23 protein-coding genes are annotated in these 24,888 nt (G+C 39.8%); 4 read left to right on the top strand and 19 right to left on the bottom strand.

The features are described from left to right. Positions 1-37 precede the first annotated feature (37 nt). The gene (locus CTH_RS07415) at positions 38-988 is read left to right on the top strand and encodes a tyrosine-type recombinase/integrase (RefSeq protein WP_159071875.1); all 951 of its coding nucleotides are present in this window, start codon (positions 38-40) and stop codon (positions 986-988) included. On the opposite strand, the gene CTH_RS07410 is transcribed toward CTH_RS07415, so the two are convergent. Beyond that, complete coding sequence (locus tag CTH_RS07410) at positions 972-1,424, bottom strand: hypothetical protein (RefSeq protein ID WP_078664496.1); 453 nt, start codon at positions 1,422-1,424, stop codon at positions 972-974. The genes CTH_RS07415 and CTH_RS07410 overlap by 17 nt on opposite strands. Further along, on the bottom strand, positions 1,424-2,638 hold the full coding sequence (locus CTH_RS07405) for a HEPN domain-containing protein (RefSeq protein WP_078664495.1): 1,215 nt from the start codon (positions 2,636-2,638) through the stop codon (positions 1,424-1,426). Before CTH_RS07405 ends, CTH_RS07410 begins: the two co-directional genes overlap by 1 nt. A 28-nt stretch (positions 2,639-2,666) precedes the next feature. Here CTH_RS07405 and CTH_RS07400 point away from each other — a divergent pair, with 28 nt between their 5' ends. Next, complete coding sequence (locus CTH_RS07400) at positions 2,667-3,476, top strand: LysM peptidoglycan-binding domain-containing protein (RefSeq protein ID WP_078664494.1); 810 nt, start codon at positions 2,667-2,669, stop codon at positions 3,474-3,476. Between the two features lie 26 nt (positions 3,477-3,502). Here the strand turns inward: CTH_RS07400 and CTH_RS07395 are convergent, their stop codons facing one another. Further along, positions 3,503-4,744 carry an NAD(P)-dependent malic enzyme gene (locus CTH_RS07395; protein WP_078664493.1) on the bottom strand — a complete coding sequence of 414 codons (1,242 nt, stop codon included), beginning with the start codon at positions 4,742-4,744 and terminating at the stop codon, positions 3,503-3,505. A 14-nt stretch (positions 4,745-4,758) separates the two neighbouring features. Next, positions 4,759-5,313, bottom strand: a complete 555-nt coding sequence (locus CTH_RS07390) for a Fe-S-containing hydro-lyase (RefSeq protein WP_078664492.1) — start codon at positions 5,311-5,313, stop codon at positions 4,759-4,761. A 396-nt stretch (positions 5,314-5,709) separates the two neighbouring features. Between CTH_RS07390 and CTH_RS07385 the strand changes: the two genes are divergently transcribed. Further along, positions 5,710-6,954: an IS110 family RNA-guided transposase gene (locus CTH_RS07385; protein ID WP_107753296.1), complete on the top strand. Its 1,245-nt coding sequence runs from the start codon at positions 5,710-5,712 to the stop codon at positions 6,952-6,954. A 138-nt stretch (positions 6,955-7,092) separates the two neighbouring features. On the opposite strand, the gene CTH_RS07380 is transcribed toward CTH_RS07385, so the two are convergent. Continuing rightward, complete coding sequence (locus CTH_RS07380; RefSeq protein ID WP_078664491.1) at positions 7,093-7,941, bottom strand: fumarate hydratase; 849 nt, start codon at positions 7,939-7,941, stop codon at positions 7,093-7,095. 165 nt (positions 7,942-8,106) lie between these two features. Next, positions 8,107-9,825, bottom strand: coding sequence for a sigma 54-interacting transcriptional regulator (locus tag CTH_RS07375; protein WP_078664490.1), 1,719 nt, complete (start codon positions 9,823-9,825; stop codon positions 8,107-8,109). 143 nt (positions 9,826-9,968) lie between these two features. Here CTH_RS07375 and lexA point away from each other — a divergent pair, with 143 nt between their 5' ends. Then, positions 9,969-10,586, top strand: coding sequence for a transcriptional repressor LexA (lexA, locus tag CTH_RS07370; protein ID WP_159073836.1), 618 nt, complete (start codon positions 9,969-9,971; stop codon positions 10,584-10,586). 31 nt (positions 10,587-10,617) lie between these two features. On the opposite strand, the gene CTH_RS07365 is transcribed toward lexA, so the two are convergent. From CTH_RS07365 to miaB, 13 genes are all read right to left on the bottom strand, one after another. After that, positions 10,618-11,088: a DUF456 domain-containing protein gene (locus tag CTH_RS07365; RefSeq protein ID WP_078664488.1), complete on the bottom strand. Its 471-nt coding sequence runs from the start codon at positions 11,086-11,088 to the stop codon at positions 10,618-10,620. Positions 11,089-11,100: 12 nt separating this feature from the next. Further along, positions 11,101-12,054, bottom strand: coding sequence for a GGDEF domain-containing response regulator (locus tag CTH_RS07360; protein ID WP_242946671.1), 954 nt, complete (start codon positions 12,052-12,054; stop codon positions 11,101-11,103). A gap of 68 nt (positions 12,055-12,122) precedes the next feature. After that, positions 12,123-13,361 (bottom strand): methionine gamma-lyase family protein, encoded by a 1,239-nt coding sequence (locus CTH_RS07355; RefSeq protein WP_078664487.1) that lies wholly within the window; start codon positions 13,359-13,361, stop codon positions 12,123-12,125. Positions 13,362-13,382: 21 nt separating this feature from the next. Beyond that, positions 13,383-15,089 (bottom strand): GTPase HflX, encoded by a 1,707-nt coding sequence (gene hflX, locus CTH_RS07350; protein ID WP_078664486.1) that lies wholly within the window; start codon positions 15,087-15,089, stop codon positions 13,383-13,385. A gap of 61 nt (positions 15,090-15,150) precedes the next feature. Beyond that, the gene (locus tag CTH_RS07345; RefSeq protein WP_078664485.1) at positions 15,151-16,074 is read right to left on the bottom strand and encodes an AAA family ATPase; all 924 of its coding nucleotides are present in this window, start codon (positions 16,072-16,074) and stop codon (positions 15,151-15,153) included. Positions 16,075-16,177: 103 nt separating this feature from the next. After that, positions 16,178-16,438: an RNA chaperone Hfq gene (hfq, locus tag CTH_RS07340; protein ID WP_078664484.1), complete on the bottom strand. Its 261-nt coding sequence runs from the start codon at positions 16,436-16,438 to the stop codon at positions 16,178-16,180. A gap of 60 nt (positions 16,439-16,498) precedes the next feature. Continuing rightward, complete coding sequence (gene miaA / locus CTH_RS07335) at positions 16,499-17,440, bottom strand: tRNA (adenosine(37)-N6)-dimethylallyltransferase MiaA (RefSeq protein WP_078664483.1); 942 nt, start codon at positions 17,438-17,440, stop codon at positions 16,499-16,501. Between the two features lie 2 nt (positions 17,441-17,442). Then, positions 17,443-18,210, bottom strand: coding sequence for a class I SAM-dependent methyltransferase (locus CTH_RS07330; protein WP_079906915.1), 768 nt, complete (start codon positions 18,208-18,210; stop codon positions 17,443-17,445). Positions 18,211-18,220: 10 nt separating this feature from the next. Beyond that, entirely contained in the window at positions 18,221-19,960 is a 1,740-nt protein-coding gene (gene mutL / locus CTH_RS07325; protein ID WP_078664481.1) for a DNA mismatch repair endonuclease MutL, read from the bottom strand. 13 nt (positions 19,961-19,973) lie between these two features. Beyond that, positions 19,974-22,580, bottom strand: a complete 2,607-nt coding sequence (gene mutS, locus CTH_RS07320) for a DNA mismatch repair protein MutS (protein ID WP_107753432.1) — start codon at positions 22,578-22,580, stop codon at positions 19,974-19,976. A gap of 64 nt (positions 22,581-22,644) precedes the next feature. Beyond that, entirely contained in the window at positions 22,645-22,983 is a 339-nt protein-coding gene (locus tag CTH_RS07315; protein ID WP_079906910.1) for a hypothetical protein, read from the bottom strand. Between the two features lie 155 nt (positions 22,984-23,138). Then, positions 23,139-23,519 carry a YlbF/YmcA family competence regulator gene (locus CTH_RS07310; protein WP_078664478.1) on the bottom strand — a complete coding sequence of 127 codons (381 nt, stop codon included), beginning with the start codon at positions 23,517-23,519 and terminating at the stop codon, positions 23,139-23,141. 26 nt (positions 23,520-23,545) lie between these two features. Next, positions 23,546-24,877, bottom strand: a complete 1,332-nt coding sequence (gene miaB / locus CTH_RS07305) for a tRNA (N6-isopentenyl adenosine(37)-C2)-methylthiotransferase MiaB (protein ID WP_078664477.1) — start codon at positions 24,875-24,877, stop codon at positions 23,546-23,548. Between the last annotated feature and the right edge of the window lie 11 nt (positions 24,878-24,888).

Here is a 24,888-nt window from a genome sequence, read left to right as displayed (position 1 = left end):
TTATGTATAGGTGTATAAAGAAAATGGAGGGTTTACTTTGTTAACGGCTACAATATCCGATCTAGATAATTTGCTGGAATCTTTTTCTGTTCATTTACGTTTAGGTCAAACCGGTGTTAGCCGCAAAAAATCGCCAGCAACAGTAAATGCTTATATGAGTGATATTCAAATGTTCTTTCGCTGGGTTTTTGAAACCAAGCAAATCTCTAAAATTGAGGAAATCAATTCTGAACTTATTCTAGAATATATCCTCTACTTAACTGATAATCTTTGCGTTAAGGAAAGTACCTTGGCTCGTAAGATCGCTTCCCTCAAAGCATTTTTTAGATACCTAGAATTTAAAGGGTTTATTCCCCTGGATCCTACCTTGCGTATCAAGGGCTACACGGAACGCAGACGCCGGGAATTGCCTAAGTTTTTATCCACAGTCAAAAGCCAGAAAATACTGGCCAGTGCTGAAGAAACTAAATACATAAAAAGAAATAAAGCTATCTTATATGTATTTCTCACGTGTGGATTGCGAATTTCGGAATTAATTAACCTAAAGCTGGAAAATGTCAACCTTGAAGCCGGAGAAATAACGGTTTATGGTAAGGGCGGGAAATATCGGATTGTACCATTAATAGGGCCAGCATTGCAGTTAGTGCAGGAGTATATTAGCGAAAGAGGTCCCCAGAGCACCAATTACCTCTTTTTAACGAAATACAACAAACCTTTTACACGTATAGGAATGTATAATTTAATTAAAACTCTGGCACGAAAAGCAGGACTTGGTTCTGAAGTGACTCCTCATACCTTGCGCCACACCTGTGCAACGTTACTCCATTCCATGGGGGTACCCTTACGGGATATTCAAGAGCTTCTTGGTCATGCTGATCTATCTACAACACAAATTTATACCCATGTTGTTAAAGAAAAACTAAAACAATCAGCTGCTTTAAACCCATTATTAACAAACCCGGAAAGTGAATTTAGCGAAAAACAATAATCTCTTCGTTTAATACTGTTGCCGTTTGAAAGGCTTGGGCAAGTGCATGCCATTCTAACGGCAATAAATTTTTTTCCTTGGCTAGCTGCCAGAAATCAGCCAAAACTGATAAAACATTATCACTGGTTGTATAGGGTAAAACTATATCCCAAAAAAGTTCTGGATTAATCTCTTGTTCGTAAAAGTTAAAAATCTCCCATAGCAGCTGAGGTTTACGCATATCCGTAACTAGTTTTATTAATCTTCGACAATCGATACTATTTTTAATCCATCCACAGCATCCAGCAGTACAATAGGAAAAATTAGCTCCGCATTCTTGACAATAGCTTTCCCATTCATCTATAAATTCAGGTTTAGTTCGGGCGACTTCGAAAAAATGATCCCCTAAAACAAGCTTCAACTCACAGGGTCTATTAATGAGAAAATATAATAACATTAATTAATACCTCCGATTTTTGCAATAGCATTTAGGCAATCTTTATAAAACTTGCTGGCTTTTTTATACATATTAAAAGCCTGGGTACTTTTCACTTCTTCTTCAGCATAATCAGCTAGCATACGCCAAAAAAGAACTTTTTTAAAATCCTGTAAGCTGCTTTCAGGAAGTAAATTTCTTTCTTTAATTAATTTAAGCTCGATCATTTCAATTATTTCTTCATGGGACTCCATGGAACGCAGGCTTTTCCCTTTCCAGGGCTTGACGTGACCTATAGTTGATAATAAAGCTCTAGCGCAGCGCAACATAGCGTAATAACACCTGTTCACAGTTGAATTATAATATCCATGTTCATAGCAGAGCAAGGCTGTTTGCAAAAATTCTTTACTTTTCTGCAAGCTAACAACTTTTATAATTAATGGTTGAAGGTTTAGAGGCTCTTGCTTTTCAATCGCCATTTTGGCTTGCTGTATTAGGGCTTCTTCGATGATCTTATTTAATTGGCTCGAAGTTGATTCATTAATGAAGATATTAGAAATAACATTAGATATAAATTGTTCTTGTTCTAATGAGAAATGCCTGAAATCATCTTCAAAAATCGGTATATATTCGATACTTTCTCCATGTTTAAGCCAAATTTGGTTGATAAAAACCAGCCTTTTTTCCATCTCATGTAAAAAATAGTTAAGGAATCCCCCTATTCTGTCTGGTTTAGATTCATAATAGTTGATATAATTGTAAAGAGAGAACATGAAAGCGATCTTTATCTGTAATAATAGTTTTCGCTCTTCGCCTTCTGGTAATGGGTATAGCTCCCAGTTAAAGTTTAGCTGGGGAAAATATTTATTTATTAAGGGACAGGTATGTTCATCCAGTATTTTTCCCAGACAGTATCTGATAAAGAGTTTTTCAATTTCGTATTTTTTTTCCTCAATTATCATCCAACCATTAGCCCAATAAACGCCACATAGGTTCTCTATACTGTTAGCAGACAATGTATTTTTTCTGGGCTTGAAACTAAAGAGTTTTTTTATTAACAGATAATAGTCTTTTTCTGTTAGATCCTTGCCTTTAATCCATTTATCGATAATCCCTACTATGTATTTGGGGGCAGCCTTATAGTAATAGGCTTGAAACACATCAACGGGATAATTTAACTGTTTATCTTCCACTGATATTATACAATTACTGATTGGCCAGAATTGCCGAGTCATCAAAACCCCTTCCTTTGGAGGTATTTTTATGGCTTTAATTGAATGGACTATTGATATTGATTTAAAAAATTTATACCGGGAAAATAAAGGTATTGCGATTCTTTTTGGTGATTTACATGCTAAACGTGTTACTAATTATTTGTGGGCAGAGCTAAAGTCGACAATTCATGGACAAGCCATGATTCCGGCTGAAGAATGGAAAAAAATTTTAGCCTTCAGTCATGAAAATAAGGTGGAAGTCTTGGGCTGGGTAAAATTATCTGGCTCAGAATATGAGGCTGTTGATATTACTAAATACATAAATGTTCCAACTGTGATTGTACTTTCTTTAAAAGAAGATGGAAATTATACCCTAACACAACAAATCAATCAAGTTAACAGTAAACCGCACAGGCAAGGCCCTGTTCCATTGAGCCATTCACCTGAAGATAGTAATTTTGCCTTTTATTACAAGTATTTATTAATGGTTGCTCTTTTCTTTACTATAATTTTTGCCTTTTTATACCCAGTTATGCGAAAAATAGAACAACCGGTCACAGAAAGGCCTGTTTCATTGCCAGGAGAAGAAATTAATAAAGAAGAAATTGGGGATCCTTTTCCTATAGAAAAAAAGGCTAACAGTTCAGAAATAAAACAGGAACAGGAATCTAAAACTATTCAATCTGAAATTCAACCAGAATATTTTTTATACACAGTAAAAAGTGGTGATTCCTTATGGGAAATTAGCAAGAAGTTTTATGGCTCTGGATTTGAATTTGTTCAGATAATGCAGGACAATCAAATCATAAATCCTGCTAAAGTTAGTATTGGTACTCAACTTAAAATCAGGAAAAAATAAGAACAGGGGTATTTCCCCTGTTTTACTTATTTTCGATTCTTTATTTTTTCAACTAGCATTTTGCAGTTTTCTGCTACTTGTTGAGGATCTACAGTTATTCTTGCAACACCTGACTGCATAGCGGCTTGGGCAACAGCAGCAGCTACTGCAGGTGCAACTCTGGGATCAAAAGGTTTAGGTATAATATATTCAGGTGAAAGCTCAGCTTCAGCAATCAGATTAGCTATAGCATAAGCAGCAGCTAGCTTCATTTCTTCATTAATATCTGTTGCCCGCACATCTAATGCTCCGCGGAAGATACCAGGAAATGCCAGAACATTGTTCACCTGGTTAGGATAGTCAGAACGGCCAGTTCCTATCACTGCTGCTCCTGCGGCTTTGGCCAGTTCCGGCATGATTTCAGGCTCGGGGTTAGCCATTGCCAGGATAATCGGATTGGGGGCCATGGATTTTACCATCTCTACATCAACCTGTTTTGCTTTGGAAAGGCCCATAAAGACATCTGCGCCTTTTAAAGCATCACGGAGGGACGTTGTCACCATTTCCTGATTGGTCTTTTCAGCTATGGCCTCTTTATAGGGATTCATCCCCTCTTTTCTACCTTTGTAAATGGGACCTTTACTGTCGCACATAATAATATTCTTCACACCTAAACTCATTAACAGTTTAGTACAAGCGATGGCAGAGGCACCGGCACCATTGACTACTAGTTTTATTTCTTCAATCTTTTTATTTACAACTTTTAATGCATTGATAATCGCGGCAGCTGCTACAATGGCTGTACCATGCTGGTCATCGTGGAAAATAGGAATGTTTGTTTCCTTTTTTAGCCGTTCTTCTATGATAAAGCAATTTGGAGCTGCGATATCCTCCAGATTTACTCCACCGAAAGTAGGTTCCAGTAATTTTACTGTTTCCACGATTTTATCAGGGTCCTTGGTATTTAAACAAATTGGGAAAGCATCTACGCCGGCAAATTCTTTAAACAATACAGCTTTTCCTTCCATTACAGGCATTGCTCCAAGAGGCCCAATATCTCCCAAACCTAACACTGCGGTCCCGTCGGAAACTACTGCAACTAGATTGCCTTTAGCAGTATATTCATAGATCTTCTCCGGTTCTTTACTGATTTCGCGACATGGTTCTGCTACACCGGGTGAATAAGCCAGGCTCAGCTCTTCAGCATTATTGACTGGCACTTTAGAAATAACTTCAATCTTTCCTATGTGTTTACGGTGCAACTCTAATGCTTTTTCATAGATGTTCATGAATTATGCCTCCTTTAGCTTGTTGCATATTTTTCTTTTCCTAATTCATAAAGGTCACTACCATAGCAGTCATTAACGACGATTACAGGAAAGTTTTCTACATAAAGAGAATAAATTGCCTCAGCCCCCAGTTCAGGATAAGCTATTACTTCCGCTTTTTTAATGCATTTTGCCAGCAAGGCTCCTGCGCCCCCAATGGCAGCAAAATATACCGCTTTATTTTTGATAATTGACTCTTTCACGGCAGAGGACCTGAGTCCTTTGCCGATCATGCCTTTCAGACCCTTTTCAAGGAGTTTTGGTGTATAAGCGTCCATTCTTCCACTGGTAGTAGGCCCAGCAGATCCGATTACCTGTCCGGGTTTTGCAGGTGTAGGACCGACATAATAAATAATCTGACCTTTCAGCTCGATGGGCAGGGGTTCGTTTTTATCGATTAATTCAACCAACTTTTTGTGAGCTGCGTCCCGCGCGGTATAGATATAACCTGTAATTAATACTTGTTGACCTGCTTTCAGGCTTTCAACCATTTCGTCGGTAAGTGGTGGTGTAATTATAATCTCAGCCATAATTTACCTCCTCGTATCATATATTTAGAGATTTAACCTGAACGGTAATATTAACCGTTCATTTTTTGTACCAAATTTGTTCTTTAAAAACTGGAAATTAGACTTCCATTTTGCTGCTGTTCCAGGCACAATGTAATCGTGAGATTGCTTTCTGGGTAGGTATTCGTCCTCCTTGAGGCTTGACCTTTTGAAAAGAGTGACCCCCAGCTCATGGTCTGCACTTTTTACGCGTAGGTTGCACAGACCTATTGTTTCCCCGCCCGTGTGCAGCAGAACGGACGGAAGCAGGTTCTTTAGGTTTAGTGCTCATTCCCGGCGAGGTTGCTGACCGGCCATGATGCCTGGGTCCCAGCAGCAATTTTCATTATACTTTCTTTATGAAAGCGAGGTGATACTGTGAGAAACCTTTTTGTCGGCATTGATGTCAGTATGAAAGATTTTAAGGTTCAATTTATGGACCACCTGGGAGAAACAATCACTAAACGCCAGCGTTTCTCAAATGATAATCCGGGCATGGAATCTCTGGTTCAACTTATCCTCGAAATTTGCCAGGCTAATGATATAGGCTGTGTTATGGTCGGGTTGGAAGCAACTTCAGTGTATAGCTGGCATCTGCAAATGGGGTTAACCTCTGACACCCGGCTAACTCCTTATAACTGTCAGGTATATTCCTTTAATCCTAAAGTAGTAGCTAATTTTAAAAAGGCTTATCCTGACCTTCCCAAGAATGACTGGACAGATGCCTGGGTAATTGCTGACCGGATTCGTTTTGGCCGTCTCCCGGAAAATAGCCAGGTCGATTTTCGTTATCTCCCTTTACAGCGGTTAACCAGGTTCCGTTATCATCTGATGCAGACTATTAGCAGGGAGAAAAACTATTTTCTCACTAATCTTTTTCTCAAGTTTAATACCCTGCAACAAAATGAGGTCTTCAGTAACCTGTTTGGCGCAACTTCAGAGGCAATTTTAACCGAGTTCCTTTCTCCTGAAGAAATTGCGGCTCGACCGCTTGAGGATTTAATTGATTTTCTGATGGAGAAAGGTAACAAGCACTTTTCAGATCCCAAAGCTACTGCTGAAGCGCTTAAAAAGGCTGCTCGTAATGCTCACAGGTTAAGGGGAGATCTTCTGGAACCGGTTAACTTGATCCTGGCTACAAGCCTTGAAACCATTAGATGCCTGGAAAAGCAGGTCAAAACCATTGATAAAGCCATTGCCAGGGAATTGGCTAACTTTAAGCACACGCTTGATTCTGTCCCAGGTCTTGGTCCTGTAATGTGTGCAGGTTTAATTGCTGAAATCGGTAATATTCACCGTTTTAATAACGATTCAGCATTGGCGAAATTCGCCGGTTTAACCTGGCGTAGCCATCAATCAGGTGAATTTGAAGCAGATGAAACGCCGCTAACCAGGACGGGTAATGCTTATTTGCGCTATTACTTTGTACAAGCGGCCAATCTGGTTCGGCAACATGAGCCTGAATATCGGGATTTCTATGCCCGAAAGTACCGGGAAAGCAAAACCCATCATCATCGCCGCGCCTTGGTTCTCACAGCACGCAAGTTAGTGCGTATGGTTGATGCTCTGCTGCGCAGCAACCAACTTTACATGCCCCAGGGGCAAAGGAGGGATTCAAACTAAGGACAACCCAAAATCTGTTTTACATTTTTGTAACTTGTTTCCAAATATATTAGGAAACAGGGTGGTTTTTTGTTGCCTTTTTTAAAAAACTAAACTAGAAAATATTGACCTTATGGTCTTGACATATTACCGTAGGTCTCATAGAACAATTTCTTTATGGCGGGCAGCATGACAGTTAATATTAACTGCTACCGGTAAACTAGCAATATGGGCAGCATATAGTTCGATATGAACTGCTAGAGCAGTAATTTTGCCCCCCAGTCCCTGTGGACCAATGCCACTTGAGTTAATTTCCTGTAATAATTGTTCTTCTAATTCTGCGGCAATTTTATCGGGGTTTTTGCTACCAACAGGTCTCAATAAAGCTTTTTTGGCCAATAAGGCGCATTTTTCAAAGGTGCCACCAATTCCAACTCCGACAATAATCGGAGGGCAAGGATTTGGACCTGCATTTTTTACAGTTTCCAGGACAAATTTCTTTACTCCAGTTATACCATCTGCTGGTTTTAACATCTTTAAGGCACTCATGTTTTCACTACCGCCACCCTTAGGAGCGACCACTATTTTAAGCTGGCTTCCTGGTACAATCTCAAGATGGATGACTGCCGGAGTGTTATCTTTAGTATTAACCCGTTCAAGAGGATGACCGACTATAGATTTCCGTAGATAACCTTCAACATATCCCGATCTTACTCCTTCATTGATGGCAGTAATCAGGTCACCACCTGTGATATGAACATCCTGACCTAACTCTACAAAGATAACAGCAAATCCGGTATCCTGACAGATAGGCATTTGTTCTTCTCGTGCAATCTGTGCATTTTGTAATAATAAATTCAAGATTTCTTTTCCGTTTGGAGATTGTTCTGTTTCTGTAGCTTTTTTTATGGCATTCTCTACATCCTCAGGCAAAAAATAATTTGCCTCTTTTACCAGGTTTGCTACTGCAAGCCTAATTTCATCCACATGGATTTCTCTGATTGTCATTTAGGATTTTACCTCCTTTTGTTTTCTTTTTGTTTATTGCAAAAATGATGCCAATTGCAAAATAAATTTGTTGACGTATACAACACACATTTTGTTCTAAAATAAAGAAAATTACGGGTTTGATCTTTTTTAAATTTTAAAAAGAAGAAAACCCGCATATACGGGTTATAACTGGTATTTTTTCAATTTGTTATATAAGGTAGCTAAAGAAATATTTAAGGCTTTTGCCGCCATTTTTTTGCCCTCAACTGAATTACCAAATCGCTCTAAGGCTTTCTTTAACAGTATTTTCTCCATTTCATCAAAAGGTATAAGATCTTCAACAATTGGCAGAGTTGCAGTGGTAGAAACAGGTTCTAAGTACTGGACGAGATGTTTGGGAGTAATTAAATCTTCATCAGCTATTACCATGGCCCGTTCAATCACGTTTTCAAGTTCCCGTACATTTCCAGGCCAATCATAGGATTCCAGGATTATCTCTGCCTGTTTAGAAAGGCCTTTTATTTTTTTGCCCAGCTTACGGTTAAACTTGACTATTAATGAATTTGCAATCAGGATGATATCATCTTTTCTTTGGCGTAATGGCGGAATAGTTATTTCCACTACATTCAGGCGATAATAAAGATCTTCCCGAAAGGTACCTTTGCGAACCAGTTCCTTTAAATCTCGATTGGTTGCTGCAATTATTCTAACATCAACCTGGATAGTTTGAGTGCCACCAACTCTTTCGAATTCCATTTCCTGTATAACTCTTAAGAGTTTCGCTTGCAAATATAAATTCATATCACCAATTTCATCTAGAAAAATTGTTCCTCCATTAGCCAGTTCAAATTTACCCAGTTTTGTCTTAACTGCACCGGTAAAAGCTCCTTTTTCGTGGCCAAAAAACTCACTTTCCAGCAAGCTATCTGGTATAGCAGCACAGTTGACTTTAATAAAGGGTTTGTCTCTCCGAAGACTATATTGATGGATAGCGTGAGCGAATAACTCTTTACCAGTTCCGCTTTCTCCTAACAATAAAATTGTAGAATTACTCAGGGCAGCTTTTTTTGCTATATTTATTACTTTTCTCAATTCCTCATTATTGCCTATAATTGTATCAAAAGTATATTTAGAGCCTGTAATTTGACCTAAGCGATCATACAGGTTTTCAATTATTGATGTGCTTCTTTTTAATTCTTCCATCACTTTCATGAAGTCTGTTAAGTGGTTAAATACCACAACTGCACCAACCATTTGTCCATCTATTATAATGGGCGAAGCATTGGATACAACCTCGACATTGGTACCTCCTACTTTGGTACGCCAGCCATAAATATTTTTCCTGGTTCGCAAACATTCAGCCAGGGCACCATCGGGTGAGGCGGAAAAAATGTTCTGGCCGATTCTTTCTTCTGCGGTAATACCTGTGATTTTAGTAAAAGCAGGGTTGACATATTTGATATATCCATTGATATCTGCTACCTCAATAGCTTCCTGAACACTGGCCAGAATAGCATCCATTTCCCCTTTAATTCTTTTTATTTCCAGCAATTGTTTCTTTTCTTCCAGCAGTTTTTGTTTTGCTTTAACTACAAGCATCATTAGATCAGCTGCTTGAGCATCCATAACCGCCATACTAGGTGGTTTAAGTTTACGAATGGTTTCCTGGACCAATGGTTTGCCAGTAGCTTCGATTAAAACATCAATATTAATGGTATCCAAAAAATCATAGAAATTGTTGGTAATAGGAACCCCATCTGCTCGAGCCAATTTCAGACCCGGAGCATCTTCATTTATGTCACAGACACCTACAATGACACAATCTTCAATGGTTTTTAACACTTGATAAATAGCGCTTCCACCCTGCCCCATTCCTACTATTGCCACTCTTACTCCTGACATACTCCTCACCCCACCTTTTTAATTCTACAATAGTTGCCATAATCCTTTCTAAGATTTAAAAAAGTTTTTCTTTTTTGCGAACTATTGTTTGCAATCTATTCAAATTGCTGTATAATAGTTTAAAAGAGAGATGGAGGTGCATTATGGATAATAAGCTTAATGCTAAACAGCAAGCTGTCCTGGATTTTATTAAACAGGAGATAAAAAGAAAAGGTTATCCGCCATCTGTTCGGGAAATTGGTAAAGCAGTTGGGTTCAGTTCCAGCTCCACGGTTCATAATTATTTGAATCAACTGGAAAAACTGGGTTATATTCGCCGCGATCCAGCCTTGCCTAGAGCGATTGTTGTTAACGAACCGGATAACGATTATTATTTTGAGAAGGATATGGTTGAGGTTCCTTTGCTAGGTAAGGTTACTGCGGGTTTGCCGATTCTGGCTGTAGAGAACATTGAAGAGAGGCTTCGTTTTCCCCGGGGATTATTGCCGGTAGGCGGAAATATATTTATGTTGCGGGTAATTGGTGATTCCATGATCAATGCAGGTATTTATCCTAACGATTATGTCTTTGTAAAGCAACAGCCTTTTGCACACAACGGGGAAATCGTAGTGGCATTAATCGATGAAGAAGCGACTATAAAAAGATTCTTTATTGAAGGAGAAAAAATTGTTTTAAGACCTGAGAATGAAAAGTATAAGCCTATTATTTTGGATGAAGTCTCTATCCTGGGTAAAGTCATTGGTTTATATAGAAAAATGTGAGTCTCAACTATCCAGTTGAGACTCACATTTTTTATGTTAGCCAGAGGAACGTTCCAATCATGCTTAAGGCAATTATCAGTTTTAGCAGAAATCCAATAATAAAACCCCGGGCGGCTCCTTTTAGAGTAATGAGAATTTGTTTAAGTTCTTTTCCACTTAGTATCTCACCTATTAGTAACCCCAGAACAGGCCCTATTAAAAAACCAACTGGAGCCCAGAAAAAACCCAGGATTCCTCCTATGAGCAATCCCCACATACCATAGCGGGAAACGCCGGCCTGTTTCGAGCCAATTATGCCGGCAAAATATTCGATTAGCCAGCTAAGGACAGTTAAAGCTGCAAACAATAAGAGCCAGGCAATATTAATGACAGTAAAATTAGTATTCCAGGCATAAATGAAAATAGCAATGAAGATCAATGGTATGCCCGGAATAACTGGTAAAAATGTTCCTAGTAAACCAAGTATCATAACCAAAACATAGGCCCAGTAATAATCAACCATAATTTGCCTCCTCTATCTGGTACGGCGATCTTTTACATAGACAGAGCCTTCTTGTGACTTAGCGTATTTTTTTAGCTCAGAAGCAATTTCGGAGACCTGCCAGTGGTTTTCAATATTGCGATGTTCATTGCTTACTACGGCAATAGAAACGGAAACCAGACTAAACTTGCACTCTTTACCCTGTCTATCTTTTGTAACAATGTAACCTCTTTTTCGGTCATCGGCATTGTATAATAAAGGCACGGTAGCATCAAAACGGGTGATAATTTGCTGACATATTTCATCTACCTTGTCAGGGGTTGTGATGGCGATAAAATCATCGCCCCCGATGTGACCGATAAAATCATCGACATTACCCAGGTTTCTTACACACTGGGTTAAGATATGAGCTAGAAGTTTGATTACTTCATCACCTTTAAGGAAACCATAGACATCATTATAAGCTTTGAAGTTATCCAGATCTAAATACATTACCGCGAATTTCCGGCTCTTGTCATTTATTCGCCGTTTAATTTCTTCTTCTATCATAATATTTCCGGGCAGGCCTGTTAGGGGATTAAAAGATTTTTCCTGCTTGGCCCGGCGCAAATGGGTTTTTATTCTGGCTACGAGTTCATCCAGATCGAAGGGTTTGGTTACATAATCATCAGCACCAGCTTCCAACCCAGCTACCACGTCCTGTGTTTGCTTGCGGGAAGTCATCATAATGATAGGAACGTGGCTTGTCCGCGTATCATTTCTGAGGATACGGCACATTTCCACACCTGTTTTACCGCCTGGAAGAATTACATCTAACAAAATCAGATCCGGTGCTTCTTGATATACCGCTGCCAGACCAGAAACACTATCCATTGCAGCAGTCACCTGAAAGCCTTCTTTTGTTAGGCGATCCTGCACCATGGCTACTATTAATTTATCATCATCAATTATTAATATTTTACTCTTAGAGGTTACATACTTATCCACTAATTTAGACCCCCTATATTATACAAAGGTCAATAAATATTTTAGCATAGTTCAATATATGAATACAATCAATTCCTGGCAATAATTTCGGCAAGAGCATTTTGAACAGCCAGGAAAATATGATGGCGATTTAAACCACCCTGGAAATAGATTATGTAAGGGGGAACTAAGGGGCCATCGGCGCTGAGTTCAGCAGTTGAACCGGCTATAAAGGTCCCGCCCGCCATTATGACTGGGACATCATAGCCAGGCATTACCCATGGTTCAGGGGTCAGGTGACTATCAATGGGGGAAAAACGTTGTATACCACGGCAAAATGCTTTCATATTCTCGGCGGAGTTAAGTTTTATTGCCTGAATAATGTCACTGCGAGGCTCTTCTATTGTAGGAGATACTTCAAACCCGGCCAGGGAGAATAAAGCAGCGGCATAGATTGCACCAATCAGGGCCTCAGCAACCATCCTGGGGGCAAGGTACAGACCATGAAAGGTGGAACGCAAAAAATCACCCGTGGCACCCAGTTCGCCTTCGGTACCGGGAACTGTTAAACGTTCGGCTGCCAGATTTACTAAATCCTTGTTTCCTACGATATAACCACCGGTGGGGGCTAAACCTCCACCTAGATTTTTAATTAAAGAACCAGCTACCAGGTCAGCGCCGTACTGGGTTGGTTCAAATCCTTCTACCAGTTCCCCGTAACAATTATCTACAAATATAATCACATCGGGTCTAATTTTTTTTGTCAGAGCAAAGGCTTCAGTTAAATCTGGTTGAAGTAAGGATTTGCGCCAGGCATACCCCCTGGATCGCTGAAAAGCTACAACTCTTATGGACTTATCTTCTTCTAAAAGTTTTTGTAAGGTAAATATGTCAATTTTATCATCAGAGGTAAGGTCGATTTGGCGGTAGTTAATACCCCAGTCCCTAAGGCTTCCGGGCTCGTTTTTAAAACCTATTACTTTTTCCAGGGTATCGTAGGGTTTTCCTGTAGCAAATAGGATGGTATCCCCCGGTCTTAAAATGGCAAATAATGCAGTAGCGATAGCGTGGGTACCGGAAACAAATTGTGGTCGTACTAAAGCTGCTTCTGCCCCAAAGAGGGTTGCAAAAACGTGTTCCAGGGCTTCTCTTCCGATGTCCCCATATCCATACCCATTAGTACCGTTTAAGTGATGCTGGTAAACCTGAGCGTGTCGAAAAGCTTCCAAAACCTTTGCCGTTTGGTAAAAAGTTTTGTTTTCTATTTCAGCCACTATTGGTTTGATCATTTCCAGTGCTTGAGTGTGTAAACGGTTGATGTCCTTCATGGTTAATTCCTCATTCCCTTTCTATTTCTCATAAATTTCCAGTTGAGCACTATATCTATTTTCCACTCTGCCCTTAATTAATATACCTGAATCTGTGTATTTCTCCTCAACGATATGACCATGCTTTCTAATTAAACTAATAAGGGAGGCCTGGTTATAAGGGAAAAACCAAAGGGTGTCTTTGTAAACATTTTCTGTGTTTAAAATTGTATCTATTTTGATTAATAACTCATCAATACCGGTTTTTTTCAAGGCTGAAATGCAAACATAATCTGACGGAAGATCGTGAAGTAATATGTTTAATCTATCCAGGTCGTTAAGTAAGTCTATTTTATTAAAAACTATTAATTGTTTAATTGTTTCTAAATTTAAATCTTTAATAATAGCTTCAACGACCTTGATATGTTGTCTGGCAAATGGATTACTGGCATCTACTACATGTAAAATCAAATCGGAACGCAAATGCTCTTCCAATGTAGCACGAAAAGCTGCAATCAGGCCTGGAGGTAAATTGCGAATAAAACCTACTGTGTCGGTTAGTACAGCCCATCTACCCGAAGGGAGTTGGAGACGGCGCGTCGTTGTATCAAGGGTGGCAAACAATTTGTCCTCAGCCAGGACATTGGCATTGGCTAGCAGATTAAGTAAAGTCGATTTTCCGGCATTGGTATAACCGGTTAAGCATATGTGCGGAATATTATTAGTTGCCCTCTGTTTGTGTTGATTTTGACGGTGTTTTTGTATTTCGGCCAGCTCCTGTGTTAATAATACTATTTTCTTTTTAATTTTTCGCCTATCTTGTTCCAGTTTAGTTTCACCAGGGCCCCGGGTACCTACGCCTCCGCCTAAGCGGGAAAGGTTATTACCCTGACCGGTTAGACGAGGTAACAGATGTTTAAGTTGTGCCAGTTCAACCTGAAGTTTGCCCTCTCGTGACTGGGCCCTTTGTGCAAAAATGTCAAGAATCAAAGTAGTACGGTCTACTACTTTCTGCCCGGTAATTTCCTCGATATTTCGTAATTGAACTGGTGAGAGCTCGTGATCAAAGACCAGAAGATTTGCTTGTAATACCTGGGACTTATTCTTTATTTCAACGATTTTACCTTTGCCAACAAAGAGCCCGGTATGAATCTTTCTTAGCTTTATAATTTCACAATCCAGAACCTGAATACCGGCTGTTTTGCATAATTCCTCCAGTTCAAGGGCACCCTCTTCATCAAAAGCTATCAATAATGCTTTTTCTGTTAAGTCAATATCCTCTATTTTGTTTTTCCTTGAACCTTCTACCCCGATGATATCCAGGCTCTTCTGGGCTAAGTCCTGCAAAGTATATTTTTCAACAGTAAGCCCATGGCTGTCATCGATTTTTGCGATTTGAATTGTATCTGAAAAAGACCCAATAGCCATGATTGCCTGGGTTTGACCGGAATGGATTAAAGAAAGATCCAGCTCACTTAATTCACTGGTTGCTTGTGGATGGGTATGGATGATTAAATAAGAGTTTCGAGGTACTGGTACTTGCTGGCTATTACCTATACTGATAAACTCCACTTTGCCTTTTTTATTAATACCTATAGCAATTTCCCTGTTTAGCTGTTCAGATATTGATAATAGTTGCTGATACATTTCATATGGTAATAGTTTATCAAATTGATATCCTCTTATCTGAGAGAGTTTGTCTAAAAGATGTTTGCGAATACCATCTGTATTACCATAAATAAATTTCATGCAATAATCACCTTATTCTAAATGAAATTCTCATTGTCAGTATAAAGGCAAAAAAAAATATTTACAAGTAGTTGCCGGTGGCGGAATAAATGTCATCTTCAGTGATCAGGATCAAATCGTCCCGGGTAACAATTTCTTTCTTCACCAGGCGAACTGCCTGACAGCGAATCAATTTCTCGATGTAGTTTCTTACTAACCGGGCATTACCGTTAACAATGGTTGTAGGGGGGAGGTTTTTTAATTGCTCCTTGAAACGCTCTTTTGCCTGAGGAGTAAAATCATACTGGCGCTGTTTTAACATTTGTTCTGCGATTAACATTAATTCATCTATACTGTAATCCGGAAAAGATATATGTATGGGAAACCGACTTCTCAAACCAGGATTGGTGCGCAGAAACCACTCCATCTCACTTGGATAGCCAGCAAGAATTATAACCAGATTATCTTTATGATCTTCCATGGCTTTTACCATAGTGTCAATGGCTTCTTTACCAAAATCCTTTTCTCCTCCCCGGGCCAAACTATATGCTTCATCGATAAACAGTATACCTCCGAGAGCGCGCTTGATTTGCTCTCTGGTCTTTATAGCCGTATGACCGATATACTCGCCGACCAGGTCAGCCCTTTCAATTTCAATCAAATGGCCTTTTTGTAAAAGGCCAAGCTCGCGAAAAAGTTTACCTGCAATGCGAGCCACCGTTGTTTTTCCAGTGCCTGGGTTACCTTTAAATACCATATGTAAAACCATTGGTTCATTATATAGCTTTTCTTTTTGGCGTTTTTTTTGAATCCTGGCAAAAGCATAGATTTCATGGAAGATATATTTAACTTTTTCTAATCCGATCAATTCATTAAGTTCTTTTAATATTTCTTCAACGAAGCTACTATTAGTTTGTTCAGTGATGTTATTAATTGATTGAGGTTTATGAGGAGTAAGATTCAGAGGCTCTAAACGGTTTTGTTGACGTTTAAATTGAATTAACATTGATTACTCCCCCAATCTCAATCATCTACTGTTTATTAATTATGCCCGATTGTCCAGTCTTATGAAAAAAGAGGCTTGGCCTTCAGGCCAGCCCCTTGCTAACTTACTGGTTTTGGTTAACATTGCGGTTATCAGAAAAAGAAAAATGAACAGGCTTAATGGGAGCTACTGTTGAAATTGCGTGTTTATAAACCATTTGTTGTTTACCTTCTTGTTCTAAGATAACAGTAAAATTATCAAAGCCTCTTACCAGTCCCTTAAGTTGAAAACCATTAACAAGATAAACAGTTACCGGGATATTTTCCTTCCGGACCTGATTTAAAAAAGCATCCTGTAAATTAATAGTGGATTTAGTTGTTGTCATCTCTCTATACCTCCATCTAAATTTATAAATAAGGGCAAACGCTTTGCTGGAAAGATATTTCTACATTTTTGCCCATAGTCCTGCTGCCTCTTGAGCAATTTTTTTACTGATATCATGGATTGATTGTTCAGTTACATCCAGCCAGTTGATATTTTCTTCCTGGCGTAACCAGGTTAATTGCCTTTTGGCATAACGGCGGGTAGCTGTCTTGATATCCTCCACCATTTGCAGATAAGTAATTTCTCCGCGTAAATATGAGAAAATCTGTTTGTAGCCTATTGCCTGGCTGGCTGTATTGCTTAAATTGTATTTGTCCAGTAAATGTTGGGCTTCTTCAATCCAGCCACTTGCCAGCATTTGTTCCACTCTTAAATTTATCCGCTCATATAATTTTTCCCTGCTGGCAGTTAATGCATACATCAAATACTTTCTTTTTAAGCCCTTTTGCCGGGATTTTTCCTGATAGTAACTGATAGGCTTTCCTGTAAAATGATATACCTCTAAAGCTCTGATTATTCTTTTGAGATCATTGGGATGTAATTTGTTAGCTGTTACTGGGTCGATAGCTGCCAGTTCCTGCCAAAGTGCTTCGGTCCCTCGCAAGGTAGCTTCTTTTTCTTTGCTCTTGCGCCACTGCCAGTCCACAGCGAAAGGTGTAAAATCATAGGTATGAGTTAAAGCTTTTATGTATAAACCTGTACCGCCAACAATGATAGGTTTTTTATTTCTGGCATAGATATCTTTAATCTTTGCTTCTGCCAGGGTTTCAAACAAGGCTACACTAAATTCCTCTTCCGGACTGATAATATCCAGAAGATGATGGGGAATTCCCTGGCGCTGTTCAACAGGTACTTTAGCTGTTCCTATATCCATGTCTTTATACACTTGCATAGAATCTCCGGATATTATTTCCCCGTCAATGAGTTTGGCTAATTCAATGCCTACTGCTGATTTACCTACGGCGGTGGGTCCTACAATAATTAAAACTGGTTGATAATCCATCACTATCCCTCTTGCTTACTAGAATAATAGATACCGAAGCCAAGATTAGAACTGGTTTTAATTAATTGGTCTGGCCTGAAGTTCTTAAAGAAGTCACTATTCAGGTTCTCTTTAACTACAACCTGCCGACGGCACTTGCTTAACGCTAACTGGACATCGGCGGCCATAAGGGGAGTCGGGTTACCAATTAATCGTAGTATATTAATACCCGTTGACTTGCTTTTGGTTATTTGAAACATGGGATCAAAATAAATGACATCAAAAGATTGTCCGGGAGTTCTATTTAAAAAATGGTGAAAGGAACTGTTGATAATCTCAATTCGCTGTGTTAATGGTTTTAAAATAGTGTCATTCAATTTCGCAAAACCATTTTCGGCCAAAACAGCAACAAGCTTTTCCGATTCCAGGGCAGTGATTTTTCCTGTTGGTCCTACACTATAGGCCAGAACCAAACTATCTGCTCCCAGGCCCATGGTACAATCCAGGATGTGATCCCCTGGTTGAGGGTCTACTGCCGTGATCAGGGGGTCCTGACCGTTTCTCATCAAATTTAATATTCTCAGTTTTGCCATATTGGGATGCCAGGATAAATTTTTGTTCTGATACCTAATGAAGATATCTTCCAAACTAACAATAATTAATACTTGCTCCGGATTATTCCTTACTTTAGAACGATGAACAAAGGGTAACTGTAAGCGCTGTGCCAAGGATATGGCTTTTTTTATACTCTCTTCCGAGGCTTTATTTGAAGTGGTAACAACAAACTGCAATTTATTCACCTCATGTGCGTTTAAAAAGCTGTTCTAGCTCCTTTAGTTGCCATTCAATTTTTGTTGGTCGCCCGTGGGGGCAGGTTACTGGTAAAGTGCATTGATGTAATTGTTCTATTAGAGCTTCCATTTCTGGTAGAGATAGTTTCTGGTTTGCTTTGATTGCTGTTTTGCAGGCCCTTAAGATTAACCATTTTTCCTGTAAACGCTGAATGTTTTCATACTGTTTGTCAACCATCAGTTCAAGTAAATCATGGAATAGTTCAGTAGCAGTAGCATTATCCAATCCCAGGGGAACTGCTCTCAATAATATAGTATTTTGCCCAAAATGTTCAACTAAATAACCAAAGTCCTGAAAGAGAAAGATTTTATCGATTAGGGTTTGAAAAAGCAATGGGTTCAAAGTAATGGTTTCAGGATATAACAGGGGTTGCACTGCTGTGCGGAAATCCTTTTCATTAAGCAATTTTTCATAGAGTATTCGCTCATGGGCAGCATGCTGATCAACCAGGGAGAAACACTGATTATCCTCCAACAGAATAAAGGAGTCAAAAATCTGCCCGATTACCCGCCAGCCTGGGAGCGAAAGCGGATAATCAGGAGCGGATTCTTTTATTTCCTGAATTTGTGGTGTAATATCTGGTTTGGCAGGTTGACTAAATAGCTCTACAAACAAGGGACGTGCTTGTGGAAGCTCCTTGCTGATTTTCTTATCTGCCAAAGTCATACTATTTATGATAGTTTTGGCTGATTGCTGTGGGAAAAACTGCTCTTTGACAGCACTTTCGATTACTTTAGTTATTAGATCTTCTTCACTAAAACGGATTTCCATTTTAGTTGGATGAACATTTACATCAATTATTTCAGGCTTAATTTCAATGAACAGGCAAAATATTGGATAGCGGTTTATGGCTAACAGGGTATTTAAAGTTTTTTCCACAATACTGGAAATTAAGCGAGAGCGAACCAGGCGGCGATTTACAAAAATAATTTGTTGCAGCCGGGTTGTCCGGCTAAAAGCTGGCGGAGCCAGAAAACCATGGATTTTTATACTGGCATCAGCACTTTCGCCTTTGACTTCAAGCATTTTGCTGGCGATTTCCTCACCAAAATTCAAAACCAGGGGATAAAAATAATCTCCCTTTCCATCGGTTTGCCACTGACGGCTACTGGCAGCAGTAAATTTGAAAGCGATTTCCGGATAGGCCAGGGCGAATCTTAAGAGAATATCTTTAATATGACCCAGTTCGGTTGACTCTGATTTGACATGTTTTTTGCGTGCGGGGGTGTTAAAAAACAGGTTGCGTACAATGATATCAGTGCCAACAGGCATGCCTACCGCCTCTTCAGCTACCAGATGGCCCCCGGAAAATCTGAATTTCCAGCCATTGATGGAATCAGCAGTCCGGCTGGAGATTTCCAGTTCTGATACGGAAGCAATACTGGGCAAGGCTTCACCCCGAAAACCCAGGGTTAAAAGCTGATTTAGATCATTGATGGACGTTATTTTACTTGTAGCATGTCTTTGAAAAGCCAGAGGAAGGTCTTCTTTGCTAATCCCCATTCCATTATCAAAGACACGAAGATAGGATAATACCGATTCGCCTACTTCAATTTCTATTTTGCTGGCCCTGGCATCAATGGAGTTCTCTACCAGTTCTTTGATTACTGAGGCAGGTCTTTCTACCACCTCTCCGGCGGCGATTTGGTTGGCGGTTATCGGGTCTAAGATTTTTATCCTGTTAGACAATCAGACCTCCTCCTCATCGTTTGAGATATTCCTGGGCCTTTTTCTGCAAGTTAAACAGGATATTCAATGCATCCAGGGGGGTTGTAGTAATAAGATTTAAATTTAACAATTCATCCAGAATAGGATTGGAATCATTAAATAAGGTCAGCTGCTGTACGGGGGTTGAATAGGGTATTTCCTGCCTGATGCTAATATCTTTCCGCTCATTTTCCAGCTGCTCCAGAATCTCTTTGGCACGCAGGATTGTTTCGGCCGGTAGACCAGCCAGTTTGGCTACATGAATACCATAACTGCGGTCACTGCTGCCTGGGACAATCTGGCGCAAAAATACTATGTCTTCCCCCTCTTCCTTAACGGCAACACAATAATTCTTTATTTCCGGATGCCTTTCAGCCAGTTTGGTCAGCTCATGATAGTGGGTTGCAAAAAGGGTTTTGGCGCCAATTTTTTGAGGATCATTCAAGTACTCGGCAACAGCCCAGGCAATGGACAAACCATCAAAAGTGCTGGTGCCCCGACCAATTTCGTCCATGATAATAAGGCTTTTTGCAGTGGCATTATGCAGGATATTAGCCACTTCTTGCATTTCTACCATAAATGTAGACTGACCCCGGGCCAAATCGTCAGATGCCCCTACTCTGGTAAAAATCCGATCTACCAGTCCGATTTCAGCCTGTTCTGCCGGGACAAAGGAGCCTATCTGGGCCATGAGTACAATCAGTGCTACCTGGCGCATATAGGTGGATTTGCCGCCCATATTGGGCCCGGTAATGATTAACAAGCGATTTTGCTGATTGTCTAAATAAGTATCATTGGGGATAAACCATTGGCCGTTGAGACTTTTTTCTACTACAGGATGTCGGCCTTTCTTGATGTCGATTATATTACTTAAATTGAGTACTGGCTTCACATAATTATTTTGTACTGCTGCTACTGCCAAACTGAGTAGAGCATCCAGTTCCCCCAGGAGCTTTGCTGTTTTTTGCAGCTGGGGGATTTCCTGAGCAATGGTCTCGCGGATTTGGCAGAAGATCTGGTATTCCAGTTCAATCCCCTTCTCTTCCGCTCCCAGTATAATTTCCTCTAACTCTTTCAATCTTTCTGTAACATATCTTTCTCCTGTTGAAAGAGTTTGTTTGCGAATGAAATGGGATGGGACCAGATGCAAGTTGGCTTTGGTAACTTCAAGATAATAACCGAAAACCTTGTTATAACCAATCTTTAAACTCTTTATTCCTGTTTTTTCTTTTTCCTCCGCTTCCAAACGAGCCAGCCAGGTCTTGCCTTCAGTAGCTGCAGTCCGTAACTTGTCCAGTTCCGCATTAAAGCCAGGTTTAATTATATTGCCATCCTTACTGGAAATGGGTGGCTCAGGCATGATAGCTGCCTCGATTAAAGCGGCAATGCTTTCATGCAAGCACAAATTATCAAAAATGTACCGAAGCTGACCAGCTTTTTTCTCCTCCAGAAGTTTCTTTATTTCTGGCAGCACTTTTAAGGTTGAACCTAAGGCTACCAGGTCTCTGGGGTTTACAGTTTTATATACTATCTTTCCCGCCAATCTTTCCAGATCATAGACATTCGCTAAAAGCTGTTTAATTTTAAGTCTCCAGCGACTATCAAATACCATTTGTTCAATGGCAGTAAGTCGATTATTTATTTCCTGCAAATTAAGAAGTGGGTTTTCAATCCACTGCTTTAAGGTTCTGCCGCCAAGGGCTGTAACGGTATTATCCAGAACTGAAAGCAAGGTATGTTCCCTGCTACCATCCCTTAAATTTTGTGTTAGTTCTAGATGCCTCCGGGTTATTGCATCTAAATACATTATTTTGTCAATATTATATAATTCAAGTTTGTTAATATGGGACAAGCAATTTTTTTGCGTTGCCAGAAGATAATCCAGCAATGCAGCAGCAGCTTTGGCGGCTGAATTCCAGTGGTCAAGTCCCAAACTTTTCAAATCATTGACATGAAAGTGCTTGGTTAAAGTCCTATTGGTAAAGTCCCAGGCAAAAGCCCAGGAGTGATATTCGGTCACAATCCTCTTACCCTGATTATCGAACCAGTTTGGGCGGGGGTTACCGATAAAATTAGCCAGAGACTCTGAGATTAAAATTTCGGCTGGATTCAATCTGGCTAGTTCATCTATCAATTTTTGTTTGTGAGGATCACACTTAAACTGGGTTACCTGGAAGAGGCCGGTGGAGACATCACTGGCAGCCAGGCCGATTAAATTATCTTCGTAATGTAAAGCCATGATAAAGTTATTGCTTTTCTCATCTAATACAGTTGTATCAATAATTGTCCCCGGAGTGATTATTCTAATTACTTCTCTTCTTACTATCCCCTTGGCCTGTTTAGGATCTTCTACTTGCTCACAGATGGCAACTTTGTAACCTTTGTTAATCAGCCGGGCTATATAGGAATCAGCGGAATGATAGGGCACACCGCACATTGGCACCCGCTCTTCCAATCCGCCATCCCGACCGGTTAAGGTAATTTCTAATTCCCTGGCAGCAATTTCAGCATCTTCAAAAAAGAGTTCGTAAAAATCTCCTAATCTAAAAAACAACAAACAGTCTTTGTGTTTATCTTTCATCTCCAGGTATTGTTTCATCATCGGGGTTAAGTTGTTATTCAAGCCATTACACGCTCCCTGGTTTAATCTCGGTATACTAAATAAATTATAACATGATTATTTTTGTAGTACAGACTATAACGGCTTTAATCAATAAAAATGTGTAGAAATAGAGGCTGGAAAAATATAAGGCATTTTTCCAGTTAAAAACTTTACGGTTTAGTTTAATACCCTCTAAGTGTAAGATAGATAAAGTGAAAACAAATATTAAATACGAGATTAAAAAAATAGTTTCAGTTGAAATATTAGTAATGGTAATGGCTTGAAATTTGTTCACCACAAAATAGAACAAAAGAATAGGAAAAAAAGCTGAAAAAGCAATCAAGATAAAAGTAAAACAAAAAGTCAAATCATTTAAATCATTAGAGTGGTTGTTTTGTTGCATAAAATTTCCCCCCAATCAGGCTAACCCCGAAAAACGCCTGACAGGCCGGATGTCTCCATTAAAAATATATTTCACAAACAATGGCAATGAAAGTCATTAAGCTCCAAAAGCAGAATAATCCCCTTCAAGTGTTGAACTTGAAGGGGATTTGGTTATTAACCACAGGTGCTGCCACAGGAGGCACAGCCACCGCTGCCGCAAGCGCTGTCACCACTGAGGGCCTGACCTATGACTGTATTAACGGTTTGCAGGAGTTTTTCCAGCTGGTGCTGGGCTTCTAAATACCTGCGAATGGAAGGATTGTTTTCCATTTTGCTTTCGATGGCTGCTCTGACCAGTTCTTGTTCAGGTGTGAGCTCTCTGCCGGCAAAAAAGGCTTCCTGAAATTCCTGTTGTTTTTCCTGGAATTCGGCGATTATTTCCAGAGCCTCAGGGTCTTTATTCATGGCGATTTCGGCTTCTCTTACTTCTTTTAACTCTGGACATTCACTGAGAGCAAAAGCCAGCTCTCTTGCCTTTTCAATTACTTTGGACATTAGTGTCCACCTCCAAATACTTTATTTTAGATGATTTCCCCTTCAAGATGCCAGGTTTTAGCATTGGCAATGCGAACGGGAATCAATCTGCCAATGAGATCACTATTTCCGCGAAATACCACGATTTTATTGGTTCTGGTTCTACCTGAGAAGAATTCTGGATTGGTTTTACTGGGGCCTTCTACCAGAACTTCTAAGGTTTTGCCGATATCCTTAAGATTTTCTTCCAGAGTAATCTGGTTCTGACGGTCAATTAAGTGCTGGATACGCTGACTTTTTACATCTTCAGGTACCTGATCATTATATTCTGCTGCCGGAGTTCCAGAGCGCTTGTTGTAGATAAAAGTATAGGCTGCACTGAATCTCACCTTTTCCACTAAATCCATGGTTTCAGCGAAATCGGCTTCTGTTTCACCGGGAAAGCCAACTATGATATCGGTAGTAATTGCTATATCAGGTACAGCATTTTTCAGTTTTTCGACTAAACGCAAATAGTCTTCCTTGCTATAACGGCGGTTCATTTTCTTCAATATGGCAGTTGAACCGGATTGGACGGGTAAATGGATATGTTCACATACTTTTTCCAGAGATGCAATGGCTTCAATTAGTCGATCGCTTAAATCTTTGGGATGAGAGGTGGTGAAACGAATGCGCTCAATCCCATTTACTCTGTTTAATTGCTGAAGCAAACCGGCAAAATCAATTTCAACCTCCAGGTCTTTACCATAGCTATTGACGTTCTGACCCAGTAAGGTGATTTCCTTATAGCCTTTGGCAGCCAGATCTTCCACTTCGCGTATAATATCTTCGGGCATACGGCTTCTTTCCCGACCCCTGGTATATGGTACGATGCAGTAAGTGCAAAAATTATTACAACCATACATGATAGTAACAAAAGCTTTAAGATTGTCAGCACGTCTGGATGGCAGGTTTTCGATGATTACACCAGGGTTATTATGCAATACTTCCACCACCATTTTCCGGGCTGCTTGCGCTTTGGCCAGCAATTCCGGTAATTGATGGAGATTGTGGGTGCCGAAGACCAGGTCCATGTGGGGATAACTTTGTTTAATTTTCTGGATAGTAACTTCCTGTTGTGGCATGCAGCCGCAAATTCCCAGGATTACATCGGGATTTTTCTGTTTAATTTTTTTTAGCTCCCCCATTTTGGCCCAGATCTTGTTTTCCGCTGATTCGCGTACTGAACAAGTATTGAGTAAAATAATGCTTGCGTCTTCTTCTTTTTCAACCGGCACATATCCAAGGCTTTCCAAAATGCCAGCCATGGTTTCGGTGTCGCGTTCATTCATTTGACAGCCATAGGTTTCTATAAGATATGTGCGCAGGGGCAAATCCATTACTGTCACTC

It is taken from the genome of Carboxydocella thermautotrophica, from assembly GCA_003054495.1.
Taxonomy (GTDB): domain Bacteria; phylum Bacillota.
This window is presented reverse-complemented; position numbering and strand designations above follow the sequence as displayed.

Bases quoted from the DNA above. Each gene is read 5' to 3' on its own strand.
- CTH_RS07410 (WP_078664496.1), bottom strand. From the start codon at position 1,424: ATGTTATTATATTTTCTCATTAATAGACCCTGTGAGTTGAAGCTTGTT.
- CTH_RS07405 (WP_078664495.1), bottom strand. From the start codon at position 2,638: ATGACTCGGCAATTCTGGCCAATCAGTAATTGTATAATATCAGTGGAA.
- CTH_RS07400 (WP_078664494.1), top strand. From the start codon at position 2,667: ATGGCTTTAATTGAATGGACTATTGATATTGATTTAAAAAATTTATAC.
- CTH_RS07395 (WP_078664493.1), bottom strand. From the start codon at position 4,744: ATGAACATCTATGAAAAAGCATTAGAGTTGCACCGTAAACACATAGGA.
- CTH_RS07390 (WP_078664492.1), bottom strand. From the start codon at position 5,313: ATGGCTGAGATTATAATTACACCACCACTTACCGACGAAATGGTTGAA.
- CTH_RS07380 (WP_078664491.1), bottom strand. From the start codon at position 7,941: ATGACAATCAGAGAAATCCATGTGGATGAAATTAGGCTTGCAGTAGCA.
- CTH_RS07375 (WP_078664490.1), bottom strand. From the start codon at position 9,825: ATGTCAGGAGTAAGAGTGGCAATAGTAGGAATGGGGCAGGGTGGAAGC.
- lexA (WP_159073836.1), top strand. From the start codon at position 9,969: ATGGATAATAAGCTTAATGCTAAACAGCAAGCTGTCCTGGATTTTATT.
- CTH_RS07365 (WP_078664488.1), bottom strand. From the start codon at position 11,088: ATGGTTGATTATTACTGGGCCTATGTTTTGGTTATGATACTTGGTTTA.
- CTH_RS07355 (WP_078664487.1), bottom strand. From the start codon at position 13,361: ATGAAGGACATCAACCGTTTACACACTCAAGCACTGGAAATGATCAAA.
- hflX (WP_078664486.1), bottom strand. From the start codon at position 15,089: ATGAAATTTATTTATGGTAATACAGATGGTATTCGCAAACATCTTTTA.
- CTH_RS07345 (WP_078664485.1), bottom strand. From the start codon at position 16,074: ATGTTAATTCAATTTAAACGTCAACAAAACCGTTTAGAGCCTCTGAAT.
- hfq (WP_078664484.1), bottom strand. From the start codon at position 16,438: ATGACAACAACTAAATCCACTATTAATTTACAGGATGCTTTTTTAAAT.
- miaA (WP_078664483.1), bottom strand. From the start codon at position 17,440: ATGGATTATCAACCAGTTTTAATTATTGTAGGACCCACCGCCGTAGGT.
- mutS (WP_107753432.1), bottom strand. From the start codon at position 22,580: ATGATGAAACAATACCTGGAGATGAAAGATAAACACAAAGACTGTTTG.
- CTH_RS07315 (WP_079906910.1), bottom strand. From the start codon at position 22,983: ATGCAACAAAACAACCACTCTAATGATTTAAATGATTTGACTTTTTGT.
- CTH_RS07310 (WP_078664478.1), bottom strand. From the start codon at position 23,519: ATGTCCAAAGTAATTGAAAAGGCAAGAGAGCTGGCTTTTGCTCTCAGT.
- miaB (WP_078664477.1), bottom strand. From the start codon at position 24,877: ATGGATTTGCCCCTGCGCACATATCTTATAGAAACCTATGGCTGTCAA.